Source organism: Hoeflea sp. YIM 152468 (assembly GCF_029210485.1).
GTDB lineage: Bacteria > Pseudomonadota > Alphaproteobacteria > Rhizobiales > Rhizobiaceae > Hoeflea.
Map to the genome: position 1 here is coordinate 127,728 of NZ_JARGET010000029.1, position 18,006 is coordinate 145,733.

The window sequence follows — 18,006 nt, forward strand, 5'->3', positions numbered from 1 at the left end:
CAGCACGAATCTGCAACGCCCGGTACCACTGGTTACACCTGCTAGGCTGCCACCTCAAACGTTTTCCCCGCAAACCAACACGAGCCGCGCGCCCCGGAGACAAAGCGCTGACTGGCAGCCAGGCCTGTCCGAAAGGCTCGGAACAGATCGGGCCTACACCCCATGTGGTGCTGAACACCGCATGCAGGAAACACCATCCCGCCCGGTGGGCGCCATCATAGATCAAGCTTGGGCCGCTTACCACTCAGGAGTTGTCACAGCGCGATAGATTCACCGCCCAGAGCACTGACGCGCCCGGCCCCTACCCTGACGAAAACACCACAGCTCGCCACACAGCACACCGCCTGCCTTGCAGAAGGCCTGTGTGCTGCCGTCCAAACAAGGCCATCCGGCCGCGCCCTGAATGAGGACGCAAGCCGTTCATGACACCTGGGGTAAAGTCGAATTTCAGTGCAGGCCAACAGGCACGGTAAAGCGCCCTGTTGGCCGCAGGCTACTGCAACAGGTTCTTGACCATGCCGCAGGCCATGGCGAAATCCATCTGGCCGGGATAGCGTTCCTTGAGCACGTTCATGCACTTGCCCATGTCGCGCAGGCCCGAAGCGCCGGTTTCCGCCACCACCGATTTGCACAATTCGCGCACTTCCTCTTCCGGCAGTTGCTGTGGCAGGAACTGGCGAATGATGGCAATTTCATCGCGCTCCTGCTGGGCAAGCTCCAGCCGCGCATTCTCTTCATAGATTGTGGCCGACTCTTCGCGCTGCTTGATCATCTTGGTCAGGATCTGCAGGATCTCGTCATCGCTGACGGGGTCCTTGCCTGCACCGCGATTGGCAATGTCGCGATCCTTGATCGCCGCCTGGATCAACCGCAACGTTGATATACGCCGCGGATCCTTGCCGCGAATGGCATCCTTGAGCGTTTCAGTAAAACGTTCACGCATGATCAGACTTTCTCCGGCAGTTCCTTCATTACCCATTCGGGCCCGCGCAGGCGGAATCAGAGGATTACCCCCTCGCCTGCATCCTGTTCAAGCTATTTATTGGCTGGTCCACGCCACGGTATCGATTGACCGCAGCCTGCGCCTTCTCTATTTACCGGCTTTTGAAAGACCGGACGAAGACCCATCCATCGCGGGAACTGCTTACCGCGGCTGGCTTCCGGCTCACTAGATGGCGATGCCCCGGACAAACATCAAGGGGCTCCCCCCGGCGATGAAGCGGCCGAGCGCCGTGAACGGAGTTGACATGACCACGAGCCCCTGGACTGAGACAAAGCCGACCGCCATTCTGGTTCTTGCCGATGGAACCGTGATAAAGGGAACGGGTGTCGGCGCCATTGGCCAGGCCCGCGCCGAAGTCTGCTTCAACACCGCTCTGACCGGCTACCAGGAAATTCTCACCGACCCGTCCTATCTCGGCCAGATCGTCACCTTCACCTTTCCGCACATCGGCAATATCGGCGCCAATGACGAAGACATCGAGGACCTGACGCCTGCCGCCCGCATCGGCCCCGTCGGTGCGGTCATCAAGGCCGACATCACCCAGCCATCGAGCTACCGCGCGGTCGAGCATTTTGACCAATGGCTCAAGGCTCGCGGCATCATCGGCCTGTCGGGCGTCGACACCCGCGCGCTGACGGCCTGGATCCGCGAGAACGGCACTCCCAATGCAGTGATCGCCCATGATCCTTCCGGCAATTTCGACATCGCCGCGCTCACGGCCGAAGCTGCCAGGTGGAGCGGGCTCGAGGGCCGCGATCTGGCCAAGGAGGCAACATCGGGCCAGTCGTCGAGCTGGGTTCAAGGCCCCTGGGTCTGGAACGAAGGCTTTGCCGAGGGCGCCGGCTCCCTCGCCCACATCGTCGCCATCGACTATGGCGTCAAGCGCAACATTCTGAGGCTGTTGAGCGGGATGGGCTGCAAGGTCACGGTGGTTCCCGCCACCGCCAGCGCCGAGGATATTCTGGCGATGTCGCCCGACGGGGTGTTCCTGTCCAACGGGCCGGGCGATCCGGCAGCCACCGGCGAATATGCGGTGCCGGTGATCCGCGATCTGATCGACAGCGGCATACCGGTGTTCGGCATTTGCCTGGGCCACCAGATCCTGGCACTGGCGCTTGGCGGCCGAACCGTGAAGATGCATCAGGGCCACCATGGCGCCAATCACCCGGTCAAGGACCACACCACCGGCAAGGTCGAGATTGTCTCGATGAACCACGGCTTTGCAGTCGACGGCAAAAGCCTTCCCGAAGGTGTCGAGGAAACCCATATCTCGCTGTTTGACGGCTCCAATTGCGGTTTGCGGCTCGTCGGCAAGCCGGTGTTTTCGGTCCAGCACCACCCGGAGGCCTCGCCCGGCCCGCAGGACAGCCACTACCTGTTCCGCCGCTTCATGACCATGATCGGCGAACGCAAGGGCTTCGAGACCGCAGCCGAGCGCTGAGACCAACCCCGGCCTTGTGCGTCAATCCGCCGTGCCCGCCGCCAAGGGGCAGGCGACGGCGGCTTTGTTGCGACTGGTCCGAACGACGGCCATGGTTAGGACGGGGTGCTGCGGCACTTGCGCACTTTGTAGCAAGGCGCGAGTGTTGACTTCAGATGAGCCCGTTTGAACGCGACATGCACAACCGCAGCTCGACGGCGAGTTCCGGTTACCGGCCATCCTTCAGGGCCGGGCCTGCAGGCTTTGCCCCGCGAAGAAGCACATCTATGTCGAAGGCGCTTTGTGGCCTGCCGAAATAATAGCCTTGAAGATTGCTGCATCCGATCAACTGGAGAATGCGCGCCTGTTCTTCCTTTTCCACCCCTTCAGCAGTGACATCGAGAGAAAGCCCCTTCGCCAACAAGACCGCGGCCTGGACGATGGACTGGGCTTTAGGATCCTCGATGAGATCGGTCACCAGGGATTTGTCGATCTTGAGCCGCCCGAACTGGTATTTGCGAAGATAGCCTATACTTGAATATCCGGTTCCGAAATCATCCAGGGCGATCATGATGCCGACCGTCCGCAGCGCTGTGATCAGCGGCTGGGCCCGGTCTTCATTGTCAATCAGCCATCCTTCGGTAACTTCGAGCTCCAGCCGCCCGGGCGGGAAACCTTCCTCGCCCAAGACGCACAGAATATCCTCCACCAGTGTCGAGCACCGAAACTGGACAGGCGACAGATTGACCGACAGCTTCAGGTTCGGCCAATTGACTGCCGTCCGGGCTGCCGTCCTTATGACGTGCAGGCCCAGATCATTGATCAGGCCGTACTCTTCGGCAATCGGGATGAATTCATCAGGCGGAACGGAATGTCCATTCTCGCGTGTCCAGCGACAGAGCGCCTCAACCCCCGTCAGATTTCGGGTCTTGGCGTCAACGATTGGCTGGTAGACGACCGAGATCCTTGCTTCTTCAACGGCAAGACGCAGCTCTTCCGCCAGTTCGGTTCGCAGTTGCCGGTTTGACGCCAGACCGGTGTCGTAGACACAAATGCGGCTTCTGCCGCTTCTCTTGGCTTCATACATGGCGACATCGGCCCGGTGCAGAAGCTCCATCGCTTCGACAGAAGCGTCACCAAGCGCAACACCCACGCTGATGCCGATATCCACATGGCGCCCTTCCACCTCGATGGTTTCATGCACAATCGCCAACGCGCCGGTCGCTATCAAGTCCGCCTTGACGTCGACGCGCTCGCCCCAGATAAACACCGCAAATTCGTCACCCCCCAATCGCGCCAGTATTCCCCCGTGCGAATTGGACAGAGCTTGCAGTTGCCTGGCAACTTTCTGCAGAAGCTTGTCACCGACATCATGTCCGAATGTGTCGTTGACCGCCTTGAAACCATCAACATCGAAGATCATCGCAGCAATACGGTCATCCGCCGAAAGCCGGAGAGATCGCTCCAGAAGCAATTCGTTGAAGGCGCGCCGATTGTAGAGGTTTGTCAGCTCGTCGGTTCCTGCACGGATTTTCATGATTTCATTGACGTTCTCCAGTCTCCGGTGGGAGGCCGCACGCGCAGATTCGATCATCGAGATGAAAATGAAAACCGACATCTCCAGTACCAGCAAGCTGACGATGTACAGAAATTCAAAACTGTGAATATCGTATCCGCCGATCGCATCGCGCCGAATGATCAGATATGCAGACAAAGACGCGGCCAAAACCAGACAAAGCCAGATAAAGCCGTAGTAATACCCGCCAAGAATGACCGAGATAATCGGGATGGTTACGTACCACATCAACCCGGGCGCAAACACAGTATCGAAATACAGCACCTGCCAGGTCAAAAACAGAAACAACAGTGAAATAAAGAGAGTTCGCGCGACGTCACATCGGCCAGATCGCCTGTAAATCCACAAGGTGGAAATCATGGCTGCACCGCATACAAACATTACGGCGGCAATAATGGGATAGCCAGAAATGCTGAACTGAAGGACAAAAACCGGGACAAGGAGTACCGCGAGGATGATGAGTGAAACAAAACGCCCCGTGAAGTTCTGAACGGAGCGGTATCCCACACACGTGGAGGGATGGGCATAGACGGCGAGCCGTTTATGCAAACCCAGTGCCAGTGTTCTAAACGCCGCAATATTCATGCATGCTTACATAACCGGCAAGAGTTACAAATGAGTATGGAAAAGTCGTTACCAAACTGTAATAGCACTTGCCCGCAGCAGGGAGGAACACGACCGGCTGGCTCCAATGCCTGCCGCCGCCCGCCTCAGGCGACGTCCAGAAACCTGTGCCGCCGGGCAAAACGCAGATTGAGCAGCACCGCCGCCACCCCGAGACCGACCGCCAGCCCGGCCCAGATTCCGGGACCGCCAAGCCCGAGGCCGAAACCCAGCCCATAGGCCGCCGACAGGCCAATCGGCCAGTAGCTGATCACCGCCATGATCATCGGTATGCGGGTATCCTTGATGCCGCGCAACAGCCCCGCGCCGACCACCTGGATACCATCGACCACCTGAAATGCCGCAGCCACCAGCAGCAGCGGCACCGCCACCGCGAGCAATTCGGCCGCATCGACATTGGCCTCATCGAGAAACAGGCTGATAAGCGGCTCGGGCAAGAGCCAGAACAGCGCCGCGGCAGACAGCGACAGCACTGCGGCCAACGCCATCACCGTGTGCGCAGCGCGTGCCAGCCCTGGTTTGTCGCCCCGGCCATAGGCCTGGCCAACACGCACGGTCGCCGCATTGGAGAGCCCGAGCGGGATCATGAAACTGATCGAGGCCAGCTGAATGGCGATGCCATGCGCCGCCAGATGGATGGTGCCAAGCCATCCCATCATCAATGAAGCCGCCAGAAACAGCCCGGTCTCGGCGAGAATGGTCAGTCCGATCGGCAGCCCGAGCCGGAACACCTCGAAGAAAGCCGGCCATTCGGGCCGCCAGAACCGCTGGAACAGCCGATACTCCTGATGCCGCGGATGCCAGAGGGCCCAGCCGGCCATGATCAGGAATATCACCGTCGAGCTGAACACCGAGGCAATCGCCGCCCCCCGCACGCCCATTTCCGGCATGCCGAAATGGCCGAAAATCAGCCCGTAATTGAGAACGCCGTTGACCATCGCTCCAAGCAGCGCCGACCAGAGCACGATTGCGGCGCGCGAGCGGGCGGCGAAGAAGCACCTGAGTGCCATCATCATCACCGCCGGGAACATGCCCCATTGCGCGATGCGGATATAGTCGCTGGCCAGCGCCGCAAGGTCGGGCTTCTGACCCAGTGCGATCAGCGCCGGTTCAAGATGCCAAAGGAACGGCATCACCACGGTGGCGTAGAGCAGCAGGATCCACATCCCCATGCGCACCGACCGTCGAACATGGGTGGGGTCATTGCGGCCTTCCGCCTGGGCTGCCAGCGGCAGGATCGCATTGGCAAAGCCCGAGCCGAAGATAAACACGACGAAAAACGCCTGCGATCCGAGGACCGCGGATGCGAGTTCTTCCGTCCCGTACCAGCCGAGCATGACAACGTCGGTGGTGGCAATGGCGATCTGGGCAATCTGGGTGCCGACAAGCGGCAGTCCGAGCGCCAGCGTTGCCCATATATGGGCGCCCCAGCTTTGCCGGTCTCTTGCCGCAGAGGTCTGCACGTTCATCAAATGCTCCGTTCTTGAAAGCCGCTTATGCGCCGGGGCCCGTAGCTTGGCAAGGAGGGGATACACCGGAGCCGGCGTCCTGGAAAGCACGCTGCCGATTTGCAGGCATGGCCATTCTATCGGCACACGGCGGCGATCCGCATCTCCGGCACGGCGCCCGGCCTGCATTAGGCCCTTCTCAAATCGGTCATTAGATTTCATAGTGGGGTGATGGACAGCATCGATATCCCCGATCTAGCGCAAGCTCTTGTGATCTTCTGGGGGACGGCAAAGGCCTATTTCGCCCAGCCCTGGACCTTCTATCAGATCCTGATTGTGGCGCTGTGCTATGCGACCGGATGGCTGATCTCGCGCAAGGTCGAACCCTGGCTTGAAAGCCGGGCCCGCACGATCAAGGGCAAGCCGGGATTGCTTCGGGTCATCATCGCGGTGATGCGCCGAAGTCACTGGGTGATTTTTCTGTTGCTGCTGACCATCGCCCGGCTGGTGACGCTGGAACTGACCTGGCCATCACGCACCTACCTGATGGCGCTGGCTCTGGCGCTTGGCTGGGCCTGGCTGACCATCTCGGTCTCAAGCCGGATCATCCACAACAGAACCGTCTCGCGGCTGATCGCGCTGACCATATTCATCTATGTGGCGCTGGGGATACTGGACCTGCGTCCGGAAGCAACCGCCTTTCTCGATCAGCTTGCAATCCAGCTTGGCGATCTGCGCATATCGGTGCTGTTCGTTCTGCGCACGGTGATCATCACCGCGGGCTTTCTCTGGCTGGCCAGTCTCTTGGGCAATTTCTTCGACAGCCGCATCAATGTCGTCGAGGACCTGTCGCCGTCGTTCAAGGTTCTCGCCGGCAAGGTCATCAAGATCAGTTTCATCGTCATCGCGGTGATGATGGCACTGTCATCAACCGGCATCGACCTCACCGCCCTGACGATATTTTCCGGCGCAGTCGGCGTCGGTCTTGGCTTCGGCCTGCAGAAAGTGGTGTCAAACTTCATCTCCGGCGTGATCATCCTGATGGACCGCTCGATCAAGCCCGGCGACACCATCACGCTGGGCGAGACCTTCGGATGGATCCGGGAACTGCGCGCCCGCTTTGTCTCCGTCATCACCCGGGACGGACGCGAATACCTGATTCCAAACGAGGATTTCATCACCCAGCAGGTGGTCAACTGGTCGTTCTCCGATGACTTCATCCGTCTCGATGTCGATTTCGGTGTCGCCTATGACAGCGATCCGCACCAGGTTTCCCGCATTGCCATCGAGGCGGCCAAATCCGTCGGCCGCGTCGTGCCCTCCAAGACCCCGGTCTGCTGGATGACCGCCTTTGGCGCCTCTTCGCTGGATTTCAAGTTGCGGTTCTGGATCAGGGACCCGCAGGCGGGCCTGACCAATGTGCGCGGCCAGGTGCTGCTGGCGCTCTGGGACGCCTTCCGGCAGGCCGGCATCTCGATCCCGTTCCCGCATCGCGAGATCATCATGCGCACGCCGGTGGAAGTGGTGCGCCGCGACGGTCCGGCAGCGCAAGCCGGCGGCCCCGGCAAGCGCAAGCCCTGACACCTGCCCGAGCCGCCTGGGCAGCATGCATGCGTCCGCTCGGCTCCACCCTGGCGCAGCGATAACAACAGACATCCGCATTGGCAACGCCAACGTACGCGCGTCACACCGGATTGTTGAACGTGTCGCAGGCGTCGAGACGGCCCTCTTCGAAGCCGCGGGCGAACCAGGCCTTGCGTTGTGCCGAGGTGCCGTGGTTGAAGCTTTCGGGCACCACATAGCCCTGTGTCCGGCGCTGCAGCGTGTCGTCGCCGATCTGCTGCGCCGCATTGAGCGCTTCTTCCAGGTCGCCGCGCTCCAGCAGGCCCTTCTGCGCCGTGTAATGACCCCAGATGCCGGCAAAGCAATCGGCCTGAAGCTCGACCCGGACCGACATCTGGTTCTCTTCCGACTGGCTCATCGACGGGCGCATCTGGTTGAATTTCGGCAGCACGCCGATCAGGTTCTGCACATGGTGACCGACCTCGTGCGCCAGCACATAGGCCTGGGCGAAATCGCCCGACGCCTTGAACCGTTGCGCCAGCTCATCGAAAAAGCTCAGATCGATATAGACCTTCTGGTCGCCGGGGCAGTAGAACGGGCCGGACGCCGCACTTGCATTGCCACAGGCGGACGTGACCGCACCGGAAAACAGCACCAGCTTGGGTTCGGCATACTCGAAGCCTTGCGATTGCATCACGCCGTTCCAGACATCTTCGGTCTCGGCCAGGACGGTGGCGACAAACTGCGTCATCTCGTCCTTGCGGGTTTCGGAGATCTGGTTTGCCGGTGCCGGCGGCTGCCCGCCCGGATTTGCCCCGCCGAGCAGTTGCAACGGATCAATGCCGATGAGCTTGAGCCCAAGATAGATCACGCCGATGATGATGATGGTCTTGATGCTCATGCCCGAGCGGCGCACACCGCCCGAGGGCAGCCGGATGCCGCCACGCCCGAACGGATTGCCGCCGCGAGGCGCACGGCCGCGCCGGTCCTCGATATTGTCGCTCTGACGGCGGCCTTTCCAATCCATGTCTTCACGCTCCTGGTGGCTGGTGTTCCCTTAATGCGCTACAGGGCCGTTTAGTTCAATGCGAAACCGTGCCAAAGGGTAAGACCTCCTTCGCCCGAGGCTGCGGCACGGCTTCAAAATCTCGAACCACGGCGGCTTGATCAAGATCAGGGTCACCTGATGGCGAGCCTGTAGGATAAGGTATGGAGATTGCCCTGATGCCGAAGACAACAACCGGCCCGCTGGTAGCCAGCCTGACCGGCCTCATCGCGCTGGTTGCCGCAGCCACCCCGGCGCTGGCCGAGTCCGCCGCCGTCACCCGGGGCCAGGCGGTGGTCGATCAATGGTGCCGCGATTGCCATGTCCGAGAGGGCGAAACGCTCACCGCCGAGATGGCCCCGCCCTATTCGGCCATCGTTGCCATCGACGGCCGCGACCGCGCCTGGTTTGAGACTTTTCTCGAAGCTGACCATTTCCCCATGACCACCTTCCGGCTGTTCGACCATGAAAAGGCCGATGTGGTGGAATGGCTGCTGGATCTGCAGAAGCGCGGCAAGTAGGGCGCTTCGCCGCCGCCTCAAACATCACGCAAGCCGAAGCCGCCGGCGCACCCTTCCCGGCAAAGGCCAGAGTCACCTCAACATCTAGCGTCCGGGCCATGCGATGGGACCCGGCTTTCCCTCATCCCGGTCTTGAGCCGGGATGCAGTGGGCGAGCGTCCGCGAGCCGGGATGACGGCGTCGTCGACCGGCCGACGCAAAGAGGGGACAGCCTCTGCCGCGTCGACGCTCCCACTTTCCCCACAACAATCCCGCATTGGGGGTTCCCTCCTGTGCCGCATTTCCCTATAAGCCGCGTCTAGCCTTAGATTTTGCGCGCGGCCTCTTCCGACCCGAATCTCCTCAACGAGATTGCCGACGGGGGAGTTTTTGCGCGGAGCGTGTTAGAATCGGACCCGGACCATGCCAAAACGTAATGATATCAAGTCGATCCTCATCATTGGCGCCGGTCCCATTGTCATTGGTCAGGCCTGCGAGTTCGACTATTCCGGCACGCAAGCGGTCAAGGCGCTGAAGGAAGAGGGCTACCGGGTCATCCTGGTCAACTCCAACCCGGCGACCATCATGACCGATCCGGGCCTGGCTGATGCCACCTATATCGAGCCGATCACGCCGGAAGTCGTCGCCAAGATCATTGCCCGCGAACGTCCCGACGCGCTGCTGCCGACCATGGGTGGCCAGACCGCGCTCAACACGGCCCTTTCCCTCAAGCGCATGGGCGTGCTCGAGCGCTACAATGTCGAGATGATCGGCGCCAAGCCCGCCGCCATCGACATGGCCGAGGACCGGGCGCTGTTCCGCGAGGCGATGGCCCGCATCGGGCTTGAGACGCCGCGTTCGTTTCTGGCCAACGCCACCGAGATCAAGGACACCGACCGCAAGCTGCACGAGGCCGAGCGCAAGGTGTTGCGCGACAAGCTCTCGGGCGACGCCCTCGATTCCGCGCTCGACGCGCTGGAAAACACCTGGAATCTGGGCGAGTCCGACCGCAAGCAGCGCTATATGAGCCACGCCATGTCCCAGGCCGCCCAGGCGCTCGACCTGATCGGCCTGCCCGCCATCATCCGTCCCTCGTTTACCATGGGCGGCACCGGCGGCGGCATTGCCTACAACCGCTCGGAATTCTTCGACATCATCGAAAGCGGGCTTGATGCCTCGCCGACCACCGAAGTGCTGATCGAGGAATCGGTGCTGGGCTGGAAGGAATACGAGATGGAGGTGGTGCGTGACACCGCCGACAATTGCATCATCATCTGCTCGATCGAGAACATCGATCCGATGGGCGTGCACACCGGTGATTCCATCACCGTGGCCCCGGCGCTGACCTTGACCGACAAGGAATACCAGATCATGCGCAACGCCTCGATCGCGGTGCTGCGCGAGATCGGCGTCGAGACCGGCGGCTCCAACGTGCAGTTCGCCGTCAACCCGGCCGATGGCCGCCTCGTCGTCATCGAGATGAATCCGCGGGTGTCCCGCTCGTCCGCGCTGGCCTCGAAAGCCACCGGCTTCCCGATCGCCAAGGTCGCCGCCAAGCTCGCCGTCGGCTACACGCTGGATGAACTTGAAAACGACATCACCCGTGGCGCCACACCGGCCTCGTTCGAGCCGTCGATCGATTATGTCGTCACCAAGATTCCGCGCTTTGCCTTCGAGAAGTTTCCCGGCGCCGAGCCGCTGCTGACCACGGCGATGAAATCGGTCGGCGAAATCATGGCCATTGGCCGGACATTCGCCGAAAGCCTGCAAAAGGCCTTGCGCGGGCTGGAAACCGGTCTGACCGGACTCGACGAGATCGAAATTCCCGGCCTTGGCCAGGGCGACGACGACAACGCCATCAAGGCCGCCATCGGCACGCCGACGCCGGACCGGTTGCGCATGGTGGCGCAGGCCTTGCGGCTTGGCATGAGCGCGGCAGAGGTGCATGCGATCTGCAAGATCGATCCCTGGTTCCTGGCCCAGATCGAGGACATTCTGGCCATGGAAGCCCGCATCCGCGAGCACGGCATTCCCACCGATGCGGAGAACCTGCGGCTGGTCAAGTCCATGGGCTTCTCCGATGCGCGGCTGGGCTCGCTCACCGGCAAGCGCGGCCACGAAGTGGCAAAGCAGCGCAGAGCCCTGGGCGTGCGCCCGGTCTACAAGCGCATCGACACCTGTGCCGCCGAATTCGCGTCTCCGACGGCCTATATGTATTCAACCTACGAAGTTCCGTTCGCCGGCAGCCTCGCCTGCGAGGCCCGCGTGTCGGACCGGGAAAAGGTGGTGATCCTCGGCGGCGGCCCCAACCGCATCGGCCAGGGCATCGAGTTCGACTATTGCTGCTGCCATGCCGCCTTCGCGCTCAAGGACGCCGGCTACGAGGCGATCATGGTCAATTGCAACCCGGAAACCGTTTCCACCGATTACGACACCTCCGACCGGCTCTATTTCGAACCGCTGACCGATGAGGACGTGCTCGAAATCCTGACCAAGGAGCAGGAGGCCGGCACGCTCAAGGGCGTCATCGTCCAGTTGGGCGGCCAGACCCCGCTCAAGCTCGCCGAAGCTCTGGAAAAGGCCGGCATTCCGATCCTGGGTACCGCGCCCGACATGATCGATCTGGCCGAAGACCGCGACCGCTTCCAGAAGCTGTTGCACAAGCTCGACCTGATCCAGCCCAACAACGGCATCGCCTATTCGGTCGAACAGGCCCGTCTGGTGGCCACCGACATCGGCTTCCCGCTGGTGGTGCGGCCATCCTACGTGCTTGGCGGCCGCGCCATGCAGATCATCCGCGACGAGGTGGGCCTGTCGAACTATCTGCTCGGCACCGTGCCCGAACTGGTGCCCGAGGACATCAAGGCGCGCTACCCCAACGACAAGACCGGCCAGATCAACACCCTGCTCGGCACCAACCCGCTGCTGTTTGACACCTATCTGACCAACGCCATCGAAGTCGATGTCGACTGCATCTGCGACGGCACCGACGTCAATGTCACCGGCATCATGGAGCACATCGAGGAAGCCGGCATTCACTCGGGCGATTCCGCCTGCTCGCTGCCGGTTCACACGCTCTCGTCCGAGATGGTCGACCGGCTGGAAGTCCAGACCGTCGCCCTGGCCAGGGCGCTCAATGTCGGCGGCCTGATGAACGTTCAGTTCGCCATCAAGGATGACGTGATCTACGTGCTCGAGGTCAATCCGCGCGCGTCCCGCACGGTGCCGTTCGTGGCCAAGACCGTCGGCTCGCCGATTGCCAAGGTGGCAACACGGGTGATGGCCGGCGAGAAGCTGGCCGACGCCTTCGCCGTCTATGGCGAGGTGCCCAACCATCGCACACTGACCCATATCGCGGTCAAGGAAGCGGTGTTCCCGTTTGCCAAATTCCCCGGTGTCGACACGCTGCTGGGACCGGAAATGCGCTCGACCGGCGAGGTCATGGGGCTCGACCGGGATTATGCGCTGGCCTTTGCCAAGGCCCAGCTTGGCGCCGGCGTCGACCTGCCGCGCTCGGGCCGGGTGTTTGTCTCGGTCCGCGACGAGGACAAGCCGCGCGTGCTCGAGGCAATCCGCATTCTGGTCGACAACGGCTTCAAGGTGATGGCCACCTCGGGCACCGCCGAGTTCCTGCGCGGGCAGGGTTTCGAGGTCGAGCACGTCAACAAGGTGCTCGAGGGCCGGCCGCACATCGAGGACGCGATCCGCAACCGTCAGGTGCAGCTGGTGATCAACACCACCGAAGGCGCCAAGACCATCTCGGATTCGAAATCGCTGCGCCGCGCCGCGCTGATGCAGAAGGTGCCCTATTTCACCACCATGGCCGGCAGCCTCTCGGCCGCCCAGGCGATTGCCGCACTCAAGGCCGGCAACCTCGAAGTGCAGCCGCTGCAGAGTTACTTTCCGGCGGCGTGAGGGGTCGGCACCTTCTCTTGAGGCGGCTTGTGATCTCAGCTTCCGTCATCCCGGCCATCGCGCCGGGATCCAGCCACCGCGCGTCCGCGCGGTGGGAGACGCCCAAAACACGCACCGACCGCAGTCAGTATCGTCCGGCTCGCGGACGCTCGCCCGCTGGATGCCGGATCAAGTCCGGCATGACGGCGGTAATGGCGTATCCACAGCACAAGCACCGCAGCGACAAGGCCGCGTAGCGCGCGTGATCTGTGTGGAGAATGCTGTCGACATCCGACTTGTCCCGGTGATTCGCGATCGCCGGGCAAGATGGCCTCAATGACGCCCACCGAAAATTTGATCCGGCTGCCGGCGCAGCCTATATCCGGTTTCCCGGCGAACCGGAGAACGAAGAAGCCTCCGAAGGGCTCGTTCTTGGCTTAGACGAGAGAGGCAAAATCGTCGGAATGGAAAGTCTCGAAGCAAGCAAGCACGTGGCGCCGGAGATTAGACGCAAGCTGAGTGAACGGACATGACCGATAAAATCGAAATCTGCAACGACCGCCTGTTCCCCGTTGACCGGGCAACGCTGTACGACGCTTATGCCGACCCGCACAAACTGGCGCAATGGTGGGGGCCGGAGGGCTTCAGCAACACCATCACGGCTTTTGATCTGAAGCCCGGCGGACAGTGGCGGATCTCCATGACCGCCGACAACGGCACCGACTTTCACAACCGCTGGACGTTTGACGAGGTTGTCGAAGGCCGGACGGTGCGGATGACGCATCACGAACCGGTTCATCGCTTCACGCTCGAGATGAGCTTTGCCGATGAGGGAGCGCATGCGCGCCTGTCGTGGCGGATGCTGTTTGACCGCACGGAAGACACCGAGGCGATGGAAAAGTTTCTGCACGCCGCCAACGAGCAGAATTTCGACCGGCTGCAGCGGGTCCTCCAGCAGGGTGAAGGTGGCAATTAGCCTGCCCGCAAGCGGCTTCATGGGTGCGATGGCCCAACACTTCTATCCACTGCTCAATCACCTGTCGCAAATCCAGCCCCGGCTCGATGTTTCACTGCGGAGAGACTTGCTGGCCTTTGACTGGCTCGCCACGTTCGAAAAAACTGCCATCGGCTTCGAAATTCTGGAACTGCACGGGCAGCCCCTCACCTTGTCCAAGCTTGGCGGTCGTCTGCATATGCAGGTGCACATGCGGCTCCGAGCTGTTGCCGCTGTTGCCGCACCGGCCGAGCCTGTCACCGGCAGTCACCGAATCCCCAGGCGCTACCTCGAGGCTGTCTTTTTGCATGTGAGCGAGGAAGATGAATTCGGAATTTCCAACATCGAGAACGACATGGTTGCCGAGGGGCTTGGCCGCATCGGTCCGGCCAATGAGGTTGTCGTCCCTATCGGACACTGCCGCCACCACCGTTGCATCGGCGGGAGCCAGGATCGGTTCGCCCCAACAGTAATAGCTTTCGATCCGTGTCGGGTCATCGCCGGCAAAGCTCGATCCGTCGCGCATGATGAGAAAGTCATAGGCGAAACGTTGGGCCGGGTTTACGGCGTGATAATTCTGCTCGAGCGTTCGCCCGCCCCAGTACACATACCAGCGGCCGGTGAAGGGAAGCTGCATCTCCGCCTTGGTGGCATAGTCGAGAAAGCGGCTGTCCGCCGCCACCGCCGCTGGCCGAACACGGAAACCCGCGATCTGCCCGGACGGATCGAAAGTCCAGGTCATCCGCACCGCACCGGACACCTCCGACCAGTCTGCGGTGCGGATATAGGAAATCATGCCGTCATTGCCGGGTTGAACGGTCTCGTCGCGCACCCGGCGTTCCTTGCCCAGATCGGTTTTCAACTGCTGGCGGAAATCCGACAAAGCCGTCTTGCTGCCCAATTGGCCCTGCAGCTCAGGAGTCATATCCCGCCATACGGACTCAAGCTGCCCCGCGAAAAAGGCTTCTGTACGCGCCCTCCCTTGCTCGATCATGTTGACCTGGCCATAGCTTGTCCCGATGAATGCCAGCAGGAAAATGCCGGCCGTGAAGAAAGCGCGATACATCGATATCTCCCGGATTGAACTGAGGTGAAAGCCAGACTTGACCATGGGCGACACTGACTGCCAGCGCCAACGCAACCCGCCAAGGCATCGATCAGCCACCCGACGGACGCCACGTAACGGCAGACAAATAAACACAGCACACCGCAGCAAAGACGATCACCGAATTGACGGCGTGCGAATACTCCCACTGCGCCCTGAGCACCTCCCAGTTGGCCGGAATGCTGGTCCAGTTGGCGGTGGCCTGATTGGCCGGAGAGGTCCAGATGAAGAAGATCGCGAACATCAGTACGAAGCACAGTGAGGACATCGTCGCCAGCCGCAGTGGCCATCGCTGGCGCCGAACCAGAACTGCTAGCACCGCGCTGGCGATCAGAGCAGCAATCCACACCGCCCCGAACAGGGCCCAGCCACTGTAGATGCTCTGCACGACATAATAATCTGTCACCGTAAGGTCCGTCTTGCCGGGCAGTTCAAACAGGTGGGCTGCGGACGGAACCAGCGCCAGGACTGCCATGATCAGGGCAACGAACTGGACAAGTCGGACATTCATTTTGCAAACCTCCTACCGCGCGAACGCGACCACCGGCGAAAAGTTCCGCCAAATCCTGTGACGATTCTGTGGCGGCGGTGTCGCGGCATCCTCACCCCGCGCCATCGATGACCATGACTGGCGTGCCGCGGAAAATGCCGGCGCGGCAAAAGCTCTTGCGCAAATCCGATATCCCGCCCTTTGAACCACGCGGGCACAGGCCTTAAGCTGCGCTCGCTTCTCCCCGCCTGATTGCCGCCTTCCCGATTATGCCGTATTCTCTGCCGCGTGGAGGGCCTGTCCGTGGCCAGAAACATCGTCATTCTGCTCGATGGCACGTCGAACCAGATCTCCGGCGACCGCACCAATGTGCTCAGACTGTATGGCAGCCTCGAGCGCTCGAACAGGCAGCTGGTGTTCTACCAGCCCGGCGTCGGCACCTTTGGCCTGAGCGGCTGGTGGCAGCGGGCCAAATCGAAAACCCGCATCATCCTGGGGCTGGCCACCGGCGCGGGCATTTCTGACAATGTGATGCAGGCCTATGAATTTCTGGTCGAGACCTTCGAGTATGGCGACCGGATCTATGTTTTCGGCTTTTCCCGCGGCGCCTATACGGCCCGCCTGCTGGCCGGCTTCATCCGCATTTTCGGGCTGGTGCGGCCCGAGCAGTTGCAATTGGTGCGCTATGCTTGGCGTGCCTATGCGCGGCTGGGTGAACCGGGCTCTGCGGGCTTTGACGCGGAAATAGGCCATTTCCAGAAGGTGCTCAGAGGCTCCGGGATTCGCATCGAGTTTCTCGGCCTGTGGGACACGGTGGCTTCGGTGTTTGATGCCACCGCCGGGTTCCCATGGCTGACCACCACCCAGAAGGCCTACACCAACCGCAATGACCGGGTGAAGATCGTCCGCCAGGCTTTGGCGATCGACGAGCAACGCACCTATTTCCAGCCCGCCCTGTGGGAGCCGGGGCAGGAGTATGAAGCGTGGTCGCGCAAGACCAGATCCTATGAAAAACGGCCTCAGGATTTCGAGGAGGTCTGGTTCGCAGGCTGCCATGGCGACGTCGGTGGCGGTCATCCCGACGCCAGGAGCGGACTTGCCAAGATCCCGCTGGAATGGCTTTACCGCGAAGCCGTGGCCGCCGGTGTTGTTGGCAAGGAGGCGGTGTTCGACCTGCTGGCGCACGGAACGCCGCTCGATGCCGCCGGCAAGACAGACGCCCGGACCGAGCCTGAAACCGCCGATGATCAGGCCGCCAGGATCAGCAAGCGCTATGGCGCGCCCGATCCGCTGGCCGACATCAACCCTTCGATGAATGCGGCCTGGGCCATTGTCGAGTTTCTGCCGCGCAAGATCCCCAGAACCTCTTTTTACCGCCAGTTGCAGATCGGAAGATTCTATTTTCCGGTGTTTGACCGCCGCAAGATCCCCGAGGGCGCAAAGCTGCATGAAGCGGTGATGGCACGGCTTCGCCATCGCCCCGATTACACCCCGCCCAACCTGCCGCAATCCTTCGAGGTGGTGAAGACCCGCCACAGCGGATCCGGAGGCTGAACGCGGGCATGGCAAAACGGAGACCTATTGTCGCTCGCGCCCGCCCGCATGCCTTGAAAAGCTCTCGCGCAAGTCCGATATCCCGCCCTTGAAGCACACGGGCACAGGCCTTAAGCTGCTTTGGCTCTGAGTCCGGCAAAAAGACCGCCTGTTTTTTCAGGTGAATTTTTTTACCGTATTTGATAAGCCTGAAACCGGAAACACAGGAACGGCTACGAAGTATCTGCTTCGGGGGCCGTTTCATTTTTGCGCGCTGCCGCCATTTGACCTGGCGGCAGAACGACATGACAAGGATAAGACAGATGGTTGAAAAGGTTCCGATGACGCAAGGAGGCTACACCAAGCTGCGGGAAGAACTGCGCTGGCGCCAGCAATCCGAACGGCCGCGGATCATCGAGGCAATTTCCGAAGCGCGCGCCCATGGCGACCTGTCCGAAAATGCCGAATATCATGCCGCCAAGGAAGCCCAGAGCCACAATGAGGGCCGCATCGGCGAGCTCGAGGATTTTGTCGGCCGGGCCGAGATCATCGATGTGTCGAAGCTGTCGGGCGACACCGTCAAGTTTGGCGCCACCGTCAAGCTGGTCGATGAGGACACCGATGAGGAAAGAACCTATCAGATCGTCGGCGACCAGGAAGCTGACGTGAAGGCGGGCCGGATTTCGATCTCGTCGCCGATTTCGCGCGCCCTGATCGGCAAATCGGTCGGCGACAGCGTCGAAGTTGTCGCGCCGGGCGGCTCCAAGGCTTACGAAATTCTGGCGGTGAATTGGGGCTGACCGCCATGTGC

General features: G+C 61.4%; 14 protein-coding genes. 8 read left to right on the forward strand and 6 right to left on the reverse strand.

All coding sequences use genetic code 11. The annotated features are described in order from the left end of the window. Positions 1 to 493: 493 nt before the first annotated feature. On the reverse strand, positions 494 to 943 hold the full coding sequence (locus PZ897_RS15720; RefSeq protein ID WP_275753454.1) for a GatB/YqeY domain-containing protein: 450 nt from the start codon (positions 941 to 943) through the stop codon (positions 494 to 496). A 304-nt stretch (positions 944 to 1,247) separates the two neighbouring features. Here PZ897_RS15720 and carA point away from each other — a divergent pair, with 304 nt between their 5' ends. After that, on the forward strand, positions 1,248 to 2,444 hold the full coding sequence (gene carA / locus PZ897_RS15725) for a glutamine-hydrolyzing carbamoyl-phosphate synthase small subunit (protein ID WP_275753455.1): 1,197 nt from the start codon (positions 1,248 to 1,250) through the stop codon (positions 2,442 to 2,444). 208 nt (positions 2,445 to 2,652) lie between these two features. Here the strand turns inward: carA and PZ897_RS15730 are convergent, their stop codons facing one another. After that, positions 2,653 to 4,263, reverse strand: coding sequence for an EAL domain-containing protein (locus tag PZ897_RS15730; protein WP_275753456.1), 1,611 nt, complete (start codon positions 4,261 to 4,263; stop codon positions 2,653 to 2,655). Between the two features lie 446 nt (positions 4,264 to 4,709). Further along, positions 4,710 to 6,092, reverse strand: a complete 1,383-nt coding sequence (locus tag PZ897_RS15735) for an MATE family efflux transporter (protein ID WP_275753457.1) — start codon at positions 6,090 to 6,092, stop codon at positions 4,710 to 4,712. A 210-nt stretch (positions 6,093 to 6,302) separates the two neighbouring features. On the opposite strand from PZ897_RS15735, the gene PZ897_RS15740 reads away from it, so the two are divergent. Continuing rightward, positions 6,303 to 7,652 carry a mechanosensitive ion channel domain-containing protein gene (locus tag PZ897_RS15740; protein ID WP_275753458.1) on the forward strand — a complete coding sequence of 450 codons (1,350 nt, stop codon included), beginning with the start codon at positions 6,303 to 6,305 and terminating at the stop codon, positions 7,650 to 7,652. A gap of 103 nt (positions 7,653 to 7,755) precedes the next feature. Here the strand turns inward: PZ897_RS15740 and PZ897_RS15745 are convergent, their stop codons facing one another. Next, positions 7,756 to 8,661, reverse strand: a complete 906-nt coding sequence (locus tag PZ897_RS15745) for a neutral zinc metallopeptidase (RefSeq protein ID WP_275753459.1) — start codon at positions 8,659 to 8,661, stop codon at positions 7,756 to 7,758. Positions 8,662 to 8,858: 197 nt separating this feature from the next. Between PZ897_RS15745 and PZ897_RS15750 the strand changes: the two genes are divergently transcribed. The 4 genes from PZ897_RS15750 to PZ897_RS15765 all read left to right on the forward strand — a co-directional run bounded on the left by PZ897_RS15750 (position 8,859) and on the right by PZ897_RS15765 (position 14,049). Then, complete coding sequence (locus PZ897_RS15750; RefSeq protein ID WP_275753460.1) at positions 8,859 to 9,200, forward strand: hypothetical protein; 342 nt, start codon at positions 8,859 to 8,861, stop codon at positions 9,198 to 9,200. Between the two features lie 402 nt (positions 9,201 to 9,602). After that, entirely contained in the window at positions 9,603 to 13,094 is a 3,492-nt protein-coding gene (carB, locus tag PZ897_RS15755) for a carbamoyl-phosphate synthase large subunit (protein WP_275753461.1), read from the forward strand. A gap of 293 nt (positions 13,095 to 13,387) precedes the next feature. Further along, positions 13,388 to 13,606: a DUF2283 domain-containing protein gene (locus PZ897_RS15760; RefSeq protein ID WP_275753664.1), complete on the forward strand. Its 219-nt coding sequence runs from the start codon at positions 13,388 to 13,390 to the stop codon at positions 13,604 to 13,606. Then, positions 13,603 to 14,049, forward strand: a complete 447-nt coding sequence (locus PZ897_RS15765; protein ID WP_275753463.1) for an SRPBCC domain-containing protein — start codon at positions 13,603 to 13,605, stop codon at positions 14,047 to 14,049. The genes PZ897_RS15760 and PZ897_RS15765 overlap by 4 nt, the downstream gene beginning before the upstream one ends. 91 nt (positions 14,050 to 14,140) lie before the next feature. On the opposite strand, the gene PZ897_RS15770 is transcribed toward PZ897_RS15765, so the two are convergent. After that, a complete protein-coding gene (locus PZ897_RS15770) occupies positions 14,141 to 15,133 on the reverse strand; it encodes a M23 family metallopeptidase (protein ID WP_275753465.1) in 993 nt (330 codons plus the stop codon). 91 nt (positions 15,134 to 15,224) lie between these two features. Beyond that, on the reverse strand, positions 15,225 to 15,683 hold the full coding sequence (locus PZ897_RS15775) for a DUF1772 domain-containing protein (RefSeq protein WP_275753466.1): 459 nt from the start codon (positions 15,681 to 15,683) through the stop codon (positions 15,225 to 15,227). A gap of 282 nt (positions 15,684 to 15,965) precedes the next feature. On the opposite strand from PZ897_RS15775, the gene PZ897_RS15780 reads away from it, so the two are divergent. After that, complete coding sequence (locus PZ897_RS15780; RefSeq protein ID WP_275753467.1) at positions 15,966 to 17,216, forward strand: DUF2235 domain-containing protein; 1,251 nt, start codon at positions 15,966 to 15,968, stop codon at positions 17,214 to 17,216. A gap of 302 nt (positions 17,217 to 17,518) precedes the next feature. After that, on the forward strand, positions 17,519 to 17,995 hold the full coding sequence (gene greA / locus PZ897_RS15785) for a transcription elongation factor GreA (protein ID WP_275753468.1): 477 nt from the start codon (positions 17,519 to 17,521) through the stop codon (positions 17,993 to 17,995). Positions 17,996 to 18,006: the final 11 nt, after the last annotated feature.